Origin of the sequence: Butyricimonas sp. RTP31003st1_G1_RTP31003_210430 (assembly GCF_040920905.1) — a bacterium.
Taxonomy (GTDB): Bacteria; Bacteroidota; Bacteroidia; order Bacteroidales; family Marinifilaceae; genus Butyricimonas; species Butyricimonas paravirosa.
Genome location: NZ_JBCOSQ010000026.1, coordinates 1 through 10,101, shown reverse-complemented (window position 1 = coordinate 10,101; position 10,101 = coordinate 1). Strand labels below are relative to the sequence as shown.

Genomic DNA, 10,101 nt, shown 5'->3' with positions numbered 1-10,101 from the left:
CCATAATCACCCACATGCATAATCTTATACCCGGTCAGATCCGTCAGTTTTACCACACCCGGATCATCCGGAGTATAAACAAACTCGACAGGTCCACTATCCGAATTACTATTAAAGCTGGTCAATCGACCTACCACACGATTATTGCCTTCATCATACATCAGCACGGCACCACAATCCTTCGTGTCCAAATCAAAGAATTGAGTGATTCGTCCCCCATCCGTCGTTCCTGAAAAATAAAGCGGAATATCGATAAAAGCAGTCACGTGCTGAATCTCGGAACCTGTATTCCTCCTCCAGTAAACTTCACCATTAGCACTTAACACGAAATCTTGCCATCCGCCATTACGTACCTCCACGGGGTCAAGGCCGGTAGGGTATGCACTTCCGGGAAATTCTTCGTGAAGAGCCATCACCTTCGTAAAATCCATCCCGCTCAAGTAATAGGAACCTCCGGTACGCTGCACGACCATCACTTCATCCGCCTCACCTCCCGTCATCACGTTTTCCAACTTCAACGGCCCTGTACCTAACGGATTATCGGGGTACAATGTCGCATACACATCCGGATAAGCCACCCACTCGTAATGCGTCTTTTTATCCTCATCCTGCCAGCTATCTCGCCGGATGTAGCTCAAACTTGTCCGGTTGTCCTTTTCCGCCAAAATAAGCCATCCGACCTTATACGGTGATCTCACCTCTATCGCCGTGTGACTATCATGGAACTCGATCCCGGTACTCCGATCCGTCATATAGAAATTCACATCAAACTGCCCGCAACTCGCGGGAATATACTCGAAATTCCGATCCGTCGAAACGACATTACCCAATCCCATCTCCCAACGATAATCGTATGCCAACGTGTCCCGATCGGGATATTTCCACGCCATCTTCGGAACAATACGCACCGTATCTCCCAGAATAATCGTCTTTTTCGTCAAAGAAGTCACGACATCCAGTGTAACATCATTATAATCAATCAGGCTGTATTTACCTTTATCCTCGTAACATGCGCTAAACCAAAAGCTCACGAACAGGGAGAACAATATAAATCTTTTCATAAACATTCAATTTTAATTATCCGACTACTAATGCCACGGTCATTTCCGTTCCGTCGTCTTCGCGAACCATCTCGTTCGCATCTTTCTTCTTTTGCAGGTAATGTTTGAATATGATCGTGTTATAACGAAGTTCTTCTATGTTATCACTATCTATATCCGCTTTACCCGTCTCTTGGATAAACAACCGGTATTTCTTATCCGAATACGCACCCAGATAATTCCGCGTCACGTTATCAGTCCACCAATTCGGCTTGGCCACCACGTTAGAGACGTAGATAATTGCCGAGCGACATTCGGTTTGTCCCAACAGGAAATCAGTGGTAGGTTCCAGTTTTAAAGTCAACCGTAACGCAACAGTTGATATTTCCGCTGTTTTAACAAACGTAATTTTACACGTGTCTCGAACTTTACCGGGCTTCATCGTGAATTTGTCCGGCAACCTGTAATTAGCAGTCGTGGCAGTTGACTTTGCCTGATCCACGCTGATTTTATATTCCTGTTCTCTATCAGAAGGCAAACCGATCACCTCCACTTCCACGGGAAATTCCAATTCATTATCATTCGGGTAAGCCAAGAACGAACAGACGGATGAATCCGTTACCACCTTCACGAACTGAAGATAATTATCACCTCTGTATGTTTTTATATCATCCTTCAAACAGGCCCCCAGAACAAGTATAAATCCTAACAACAAATATATCTTTCTCATAACTATTCGATTTTTAATTATTGATATGCCGATTCACTATAAGGAATAGGAATCACCCACTTTTCCGGGGTCATCTTAATATTATCACTACCGTTAAAAATATCCTGGTTCAGACGCTTGAACATGAAAAATGTCTGCCCCTCAGTCAACGTTTCCCGGATAATATCATACATCAATTTCAATCGTAGATCGTCAGGTGACATATCAGAAGTCAATCTAGTCTTGGCTCCACGACTTGTTCTCAAAGAATTAAACAATTCGATAGCCTCTCCTTTACGCCCCTTATTCAGTAAATATTCAATCTGTATGTGGTACATCTCCGAAGCCCGAATCACGGGCAACAAAGGCAACTGATCCAATACTTCTTTAAAAGTAGCCCCCGAAAGCCTCAACCACGTGGCATATCGTTGCGCTCCATACGCAAGGGTTGTCTTGTTGTAGAAACCCGTGTAACGATAATCATCCATATCCCCGGCAAAAAGGACATCCATATTTTTCATCCGTAAGGCACTTGAATAACCTTTTAATATGTTTTCCACGTTATCAACCACATCGTTATTCGAAAAACAAAGGAAAAGTTCATTATAACGTTTAGGGTATAGAAAGTTTATATTAGAAACACTTCCCTGATTAGAATTACCCGTCCAACGGAACCACCTCAGATGGAAACCGTAAGCGATACGGGCATTCTCGTAGGCCTTCTCCTCATCCCCTTTATACATATACATCCGGGCAAGTAAAGCATTTGCCGCAAAATAATTCATCCGGGTTGCCCGGTACAGGAAAAAGTCATCCGGAGAATCAACCAGACCACGATCCAGACTACGTACCCTAGAATATATACTCGTATTCTGTCGCCGATTAAACACGGTATCCACAACTGCCAATAAACTCTGGGCCCGTGTCATATCCATGATCACAGAATCCATAAAAGCCGGAGAATTTTGATAACCCGGTTGCAAATCCGGATATTTCGTCACGTAAGGTATTGCCTGTCCAGTATGCTTTGTCACCGGAGCCGGACAGAACAAACGGAACAGATCAAAATGTACCAATGCACGCACTCCGTACATCTCCCCCAAGATCATATCTTTCTCCATTTTCCCCTGGCCGAAAAAGCTGGTGTCTTTTGCAATCACCTGCTGGATAATATCATTACAACTGGCGATCACGTTATATCCCTTTGACCAAATACTTTCTGTTAAACTTTGAGCAGAGGCATTTTCCCAATCGAAAGAGGCCGCTTCATACAACCCGTAAGGCAAATAGTACTGACTACTAGATTGATAATTATGCCCAATAGCACTGGCAAATCCCCACGTCAGATTCTGTCCGTACAAACTCGTCGATGAGAGAGTTCGATACACCCCGTTCACCGCCATTCTCACCCCTTTATAGTCTCCAAAAATCTCTTTTTGTAACAATTCATTATCTGCCGAAACATCTAGAAAACTGTTACACGATGTCAGCCAAAAGACCGGCAACAATAATATTAAATATAACTTTCTCATAATCTTCAGTATTAGAAACTAGCATTCAAAGTAAACGTAAATGTCCTGGCAAACGGATAGTTCAACCCCATTTCCCGCTTGATCGTTGACATCGTGGCAATATCCTTCATATTGAACTGTAACCTCAACGAACTCAGGTGTATTTTCCGCAACCATACAGGGTCAACGTCATAGCCCACAGAAAGAGAATTAAAGACCACATTATTGTTCTTTTGCACAAAACGAGAAGTTGCACGGGTCACGTACAAACGGTCTTTTATGTCTTTCAGAGGAACAACATCCCCGACATTCTGCCAACGATCCGAACTCACTCGCTTATCAGCGTTATACTTGATCAAATTGGCATTCTCCACGTTATTCACCAAAGTCGTGTTATACTCGTCACCACCATATTCATAGAGGAAGGTCGTGTAAAATGTAAAGTTCCGATAGCGGACATTCAACCCGAAAGCCCCTTGAATCTTCGGCTCGGTATCCCCTATCTTTTGCTGTTCATTCGATTCCCACGTGTATGTCAGGGTCCCATCTCGTTTCACGTAAACCTCTTGACCGTTAGCGGGGTTAATTCCCATCGATTTCATCCCATAAATCGCTGTCAAGGAACTCCCTTCTTCATATTTCATAAACGGCTTGGCATACTTCGAATCCTCTGAAGGCGTACCGTATATCGAGTAATAATTCTGGAAATACTCGTCAATCCGTTCGTTATACTGTTTCAACGACTCCGAAATCTTCAGTATCTTATTCTTATTATGAGCCAAGTTACCGAACACGATAACATCCCAATCCTTATCACTATAAGCTCGCACGTTCAAATCAAGTTCAACCCCTTCATTCAGGATCTCACCCATATTATCCGTGTACTTCGTGAAACCGGAAGATGTCGGCAAAGAGACTTCTGTCACCAAATCAATGGTCTTTTTATAATAATAATCAAAACCCAAAGTCACCCGGTTATTCCACGTGATTATATCCGTACCGATATTCCACGACAATTGCTTTTCCCAAGTCAAATCATCATTCCCCATGTAAATCAGATTTGCCCCGATACCCGTCTGGTACCAGTCGTCCAATAACACCTCGTAAGTATTTCGTGCCATATAAGGCTGGAAATTCGATTTACCGGTCTGTCCCACATTTCCCTTTATCCTGAATTGGTTGATCCACTCGTTCCCTTTCAAGAAATCGTAATTATGCACATTTATACCAGCACCGACAGACCAGAAAGGAGCCCATTTATTTTCCGTTCCGAACTCGGAAGACCCATCGTAACGGAACGAGAAATCGGCCAGGTAAATATCATTATAGCTATAATTCAACATTAAGAACACTCCAAACAATCGGGTCTTATTGTCGGTAAACGTTGGTTTCGTCACGATTTCGTAAGCATACGCTGGAGAATGCCGATGAGCATCCGGAAAACCTCGATAATGAGAATAGGAATACGAGATATTAGAATACGTTGCGTTGAATCCTAAAGAGAAATTCAGATTGTGCAACCCGAACAATCGGTTATAAGCGGCAAACACGTTCGTATTCCACCGGGTCGTTGTTGTTGAAGCTTCTGTCAACTCTCCCCGCAAGAATGCTGTCACTCCATCTCCATACTTGGCCGATTCCGGATCCGTAAACACCTTGGTCTTATCCAACTTATAACTGATCGCGAACTGCCCCTTCACTAATAGATAATCATTCACGTACCAATTCAATGCGAGATTATCCGTCCACTCCTTGTAATTACTCTTGTTGAAATTTCCCAACGTTGCCTCGTACAAAGGATTGATAAAACTTTCACCATAATTACGTTGTGGCAATTTCTTGATTAACTTTCCGTTTTTGTCTTTCCACGATTCATACGGATGCTTATTCGTATAGTCCCCGAAAGAACCATAAGGCGAAGCCTTCGAAGTCATGATGTCATAGGAAATCTTATTTTGCATCTGGAAACCCTTGTAACGATATTCCAGTGTCAGGCCGGCACCGATACGATCTCGTAAAGATCTCTTCATCACACCGTTCTGGTTATCATAGCGCAACTCGATACCAAACCGGATCGCATCAGACCCTCCTTCGATATAAACACTATGCTTATGGTTAAACATCGTCGTTAACGGCTGTGACAACCAGTAATAATCACCTCCCGCCAGAATCACATTCTTCTTATCCAAATAAATGCCATACTGGTATGCCTTATCTCGCTCATAATTACTTTTCTCAGGATCGCTAGCATAGATTCCGGCCGCCCATTCCGTGTTCAGATTCTGGCGAGCATTCATCATATTGTAACTACTTAAATCCGGAGCCGTGATCTCGTAATTACCATTATAACTCACCACGAAGCGCCCGGGACGGGGTGCAACTGTCTCGATCACGACAACCCCGTTAGAAGCCCTAGAACCATACATGGCCGTGGCGGCAGCATCCTTCAATATCGTAATATCCTTGATCCTGTTCACGTCAAAGTCATACACTTTCTCCACGGACACCTCAAACCCGTCCAGAATAAATATCGGAGTATTCGGGTTATTGGTTATCGCAAACTGAGATACATCAGAAGCCTCTAATGCATCCAACTCCTTCACCCCAGTAATACCTGAACGCCCCCGCACGTAGAACTCCGGCAAGGTATTCGGGTCCGATCCCATCAAATTATTTTTCATGATTCGCAAAGACGGGTCAAACACCTGCAAGGCATCGATCACGTTCCGACCCGCCACTTTCAAAATGTCCTCCCGCTTCACTTGCGTGGCCGTTCCCGTGAAACTCGATTTCTTGATATTCGCGTAGCCGGTCACCACCACGTCCTCCAAAGCGATCTTATCCTCCTTCATCACGATGCGCAAATCTTTACGCACTTCCCCTACTTTCAATGGCAATATTTTAACCTCCCGTGTCTCCATCCCCACAAAGGTAAACACCAGCGTGGCGGTATCCGCAGGTAAAGCTACCCCAAAAAGGCCATCCGCACTCGTTGCCACTCCCGTACTAGTCCCCTTTATCACGACAGTCACACCCGGTAACGGTTTTCCCATCTCATCCACAACCCTTCCTTTAATCAACCGGACCTCGTTCTTCACAGTGGTATCCCGCACGGCCACAATTTGATTCTTTTTAATAATAATCAACTGGTCTTCGACAGAATAAGTTAAACCGGTTCCTTTCAGACATTCTTCAAGAACTTCGTCGATACTCACGGATTTAAACCGTTTATTTAGTTTTGTCACCTGAGCCACCTCGCTATCCTTATAGATAAAATAATAGTCGCTGTGTTGACGAATCTCCTTCATGAGATCCTCAAACGTGGCATTTTTCAAGTTAAAACTAAACACGACATTCTGCGAATGTACTGATGCAGATAAATGCATAGCCGTACAAAAAAGAAAAAGAGCTAGAAAACGCATAGTCAATAAGATTTTTCGCACCCCCGACGAACGGGGATAACATCCTCGAATTTTTTTCATACATTTGTACTATTATATGATTAAACAATACTCGTCCGGTTGCACCCGGTCGAGGTTCGTACATGAATGGAAAGCAGTTGCACCTTCTTTCCATTCACTTTTTACTCGTCTTCGACAATAACGGTCTTACCTTGAATGGAGAATCTCACTCCCCCCAAGCGTTCGAACACTTTTAACAAAGTTTCCGCATTCTCGTAACGTTTTAAGCGTCCTGAAAATATAATATCTTTTACGGTGGAATTCTGGTAAAATACATCAACATCATACCATTTCGATATTAGCAACATAATATCCTCCAATCGTTGAGAAACAAACACGTAGACCCCATCTTTCCAAGATACATACAATTCGGTATCAACCTCCCGTACCTCATGTTTTCCATTCTGGGCATTATACAACAATTGTTCGGAAGGAGCCAACACTGCCACTTTCCCCAATGAGTTATCCACCCGTACGCATCCCTCCACAAGAGTCGTCTGAATACATTTCTCATCCGGATAAGCCCGGACATTAAATTGCGTTCCCAAAACTTTGATATCCAACTTTTCCGTGTTTACAACAAACGGACGTTCGGAATCTTTCGTAACTTCCAAGAAAACCTCCCCGGAAACCCAAATCCGACGCTCATCACCATGAAATACAACCGGGAAACGGATGTAACTTTCCGAGTTCACCCATATCCGTGTTCCGTCATCCAACGTCACCTTATACTCTCCGCCCCGGGGAACCGTTATTTCGTTATATGCCGTCTCCATGCACTCACTCGTATCTTCAACTTGATAACTCAGCCCGCCGGGATCATTTACAATCCGTTTCGAACCATCCATCAAATCAAAATTTTCCGGGCTCAATAGCTTGGAACTCCCGTCCGACAAGGTTAACGTTGCCATTGATTTACCCGGTAGTAAAGAAATTTCCCGCATACGCTCTTCCGGGAAAATTCCCTCCTGCCTGATCTGTAATAAAAGCGAGACCAGTAAAGGCAATGCAATAACAGCAGCCGCAGCAACATATTTCCACATACCCCGCTTTCTCCCCCGGATAGCTCCCCGCAAGCGGTCAAAATCATAATACGAGTCAAAACGGCGATACACGGCTTCCTTGTCCTGATAAGATACCGAAGTCACTATTTGCTGAAACAATTCCCGATGCTCCTCCGCAGCCTCCACCCATTTGGTCAACTCCTCCAGCTCGCACTCGGAAATCGTTCCTTTAATATAGGCAAAAAGAATATCCGCTATCTTTAAATTTTCTTCTGACATAATCTACTTCTTTTTATCGTTATAACACGAAAATTGTCAAAGCATACTAGTCCCGATGCAGTTTTTTTCGAGAAAAAAAGCATTTTGTTATTTTGCAACACCGACAAATCCTTATGGTAGGCCAAAGAAACCAATTACATAACCCACCATAAAAATACAATTCAGAGTATCGTGATTAATAAATATCACATAATAAGAACAAAAAGAATATTTTGTCTTTCAACCTAGCCCGTAAAATTTCCCTGGCCCGTGCCCGTTGATTGCGCACCGTATTTTCCGAAATGTCCAAGGCCTCTGCAATTTCGGGTATAGACATATCCAGTAATGTCAAATTAAAAACTTTCCGCATCGCCTCCGGCAGACGCTCCACTTCGTTACGAATCTGACGATGCACGTCCTCCTCTATCATAAAAACGTCCTCCCGCTCCTCCGCAAACTTTTCCGACTCCGCATCATTAAAAGAAATTTTCCTCTCCCTCGCACGATCCCGATTATAATTCAAACAAGCATTGCGAACAGAAAGATACATGAACGAACGCAATGAATAAATAGCCTGAAAATCCGCCCTCCTAGCCCACACTTTTATAAATACCTCCTGCACTATATCAGCCACCACCGCATCATCTTTCACGAAACGGGTTCCAAACGCACATAATGCATGAAAGAACAAACGGTAAACCTCTTTCAGCGCACTTTCTTTACCCTTGTTCAAATTTTGAAGTATATTTGATTCTATATCTACCATCACTTCCGTTTCTATGTTTTACAAATATATTAAAAAACTCAACACTTTTCACATCTCTCCAAAAACAAAATACGCTATTCTCCTTTTACGCCACGAAATACAATTCATTGATTCTCAAAACTCCCGTCTACTACTATATTTTTTTTAGCTAATCAACTTGTTTTTTCCCCTTTTTTATTTTGCAGGATTCAACAAAACCCCTATATTTGCATCGCTTTTGAGAAAATTCCTTAGTAGCTCAGTTGGTTAGAGCGGCGGACTGTTAATCCGTAGGTCGTAGGTTCAAGTCCTACCTGAGGAGCTAAGAAGCTGAAAGCCAGTAGAAATACTGGCTTTTTTCATACCCGTAACTTTCGATTTTCATACAAAAACTCAAACCCTCTATTAAATAAACAGTTGTTTTAAAACAACTTAGCTACTTTATCCAAAATCATAAACATATCCAGGCAAACAAGGTATTAAAATATCATATTTGCCATCATTTACACTTCATTTGCTATCAACTGGTCACCAAAGTGGTCACCTCTCCTTCAAAAAGTGGTCACTTCATCTTCAATAATAAATCATTGTATTTAACCACTTTAAAAGTAAACATTAAAAGTAAGTCCACTAGAATTCAGTATAAAAACACCAACAAAACCCGTTGAACTCAGGTAGAAGACAGGGATCAATGACGTATCATTCTCGTATCAAAGACGTATCAAAGACGTTCAGCGAGTGTCTTTGATACGAAAGTGACAGGCAATGAGGCCGAAATAAAAGCGAAACCACAACCTTACCACCACGATTCTCACAGGGCTAATCATATATCCTCCTCTTCCGGCCTCCGGTAAGGAATTCTAAAATAAAACGTCGTTCCTTTGCCTAGAGTTGACTCCACCCAGATCCGGCCTCCCAGAAGTTCTATAATAGCCTCGCAGATGGAAAGCCCGAGCCCAGTGCCTTGTTTAAACTCATTCACCTTATAAAACCGATCGAAAATATGTTCCAGATTTTCAGGAGAAATACCTATCCCCGTATCCTCTACCCGACACTCAACCCATGTACCATCAGAGGTAATCTCGGCCCCGACGGCAATATGTCCTCGTACGGTAAATTTCTTGGCATTCCCGATTAAATTCATAAATACCTTTGTCAACTTCACCTCATCCGTCATAACCAACAATTTTTCCCGGGGGCCTTCATTCACCAATTCAACACCTTGTGCCATATTTAAATGCCCGACATCCAACATAGAATGGACCAAAAAATGTAAATCACAAACACTAAGAAATACCTTATCCATCCCGGCCTCCAAACGGGACAAATCAAGCACATCGTCCAGTAGCCCCAACAAAGCCCGACTATTACTC

The 10,101-nt window shown here is 43.0% G+C and carries 7 protein-coding genes and 1 tRNA gene; 1 reads left to right on the top strand and 7 read right to left on the bottom strand.

Going from position 1 to position 10,101, the window contains the following annotated elements:
- The 6 genes from AB5542_RS09755 to AB5542_RS09730 all read right to left on the bottom strand — a co-directional run.
- Positions 1 to 1,061, bottom strand: a 1,061-nt coding sequence (locus AB5542_RS09755) for a PKD-like family lipoprotein (RefSeq protein WP_368243047.1), incomplete at its 3' end; no start/stop codon positions are given.
- A 16-nt stretch (positions 1,062 to 1,077) separates the two neighbouring features.
- A complete protein-coding gene (locus AB5542_RS09750) occupies positions 1,078 to 1,770 on the bottom strand; it encodes a DUF4843 domain-containing protein (RefSeq protein ID WP_279039822.1) in 693 nt (230 codons plus the stop codon).
- 17 nt (positions 1,771 to 1,787) lie between these two features.
- Positions 1,788 to 3,281, bottom strand: coding sequence for a RagB/SusD family nutrient uptake outer membrane protein (locus AB5542_RS09745; protein WP_279039823.1), 1,494 nt, complete (start codon positions 3,279 to 3,281; stop codon positions 1,788 to 1,790).
- Positions 3,282 to 3,292: 11 nt separating this feature from the next.
- The gene (locus AB5542_RS09740) at positions 3,293 to 6,742 is read right to left on the bottom strand and encodes a SusC/RagA family TonB-linked outer membrane protein (protein WP_229128242.1); all 3,450 of its coding nucleotides are present in this window, start codon (positions 6,740 to 6,742) and stop codon (positions 3,293 to 3,295) included.
- Positions 6,743 to 6,843: 101 nt separating this feature from the next.
- A complete protein-coding gene (locus tag AB5542_RS09735) occupies positions 6,844 to 8,004 on the bottom strand; it encodes a FecR family protein (RefSeq protein ID WP_270543854.1) in 1,161 nt (386 codons plus the stop codon).
- A gap of 175 nt (positions 8,005 to 8,179) precedes the next feature.
- On the bottom strand, positions 8,180 to 8,749 hold the full coding sequence (locus AB5542_RS09730) for an RNA polymerase sigma factor (protein ID WP_279041167.1): 570 nt from the start codon (positions 8,747 to 8,749) through the stop codon (positions 8,180 to 8,182).
- Between the two features lie 227 nt (positions 8,750 to 8,976).
- Here AB5542_RS09730 and AB5542_RS09725 point away from each other — a divergent pair.
- Positions 8,977 to 9,050, top strand: a tRNA-Asn gene (locus tag AB5542_RS09725).
- 501 nt (positions 9,051 to 9,551) lie between these two features.
- Here AB5542_RS09725 and AB5542_RS09720 read toward each other — a convergent pair.
- Positions 9,552 to 10,101: sensor histidine kinase (locus AB5542_RS09720; RefSeq protein WP_368243046.1), on the bottom strand; the 550-nt coding region annotated here is incomplete at its 5' end.